The 306-nt window shown below is 63.1% G+C and carries 1 protein-coding gene; it reads right to left on the reverse strand.

Features of this window, described 5'->3' with window-relative positions:
* Positions 1-306 (reverse strand): hypothetical protein (locus tag F0L46_RS25710; RefSeq protein ID WP_210247707.1); only part of this gene is annotated, 306 nt, incomplete at both ends.

The following is a 306-nucleotide window of genomic DNA, read 5'->3' on the forward strand; positions in this document are numbered from 1 at the left end:
TGGCCATCTCCTGCTCGAAGTCGAGGGCGACATAGCAGAGCTTCTCCTTGATGTCACGAACGATTTCCCTCTCAGCGGTGGTGGTGAACGAGTAACCCCTCTCGGTGAGGATCTTCATGAGGTAGTCGGTCAGGTCCCGGCCAGCCAGGTCCAGACGCAGGATGGCGTGGGGGAGGGCGTAGCCCTCGTAGATGGGCACCGTGTGGGTGACCCCGTCTCCAGAGTCCATGACAATGCCAGTGGTGCGCCCAGAGGCGTAGAGGGACAGCACGGCCCGGATGGCCACGTACTTGGCCGGGGTGTCGG

This window comes from Salinarimonas soli, from assembly GCF_008386575.1.
GTDB classification, from domain to species: domain Bacteria; phylum Pseudomonadota; class Alphaproteobacteria; order Rhizobiales; family Beijerinckiaceae; genus Salinarimonas_A; species Salinarimonas_A soli.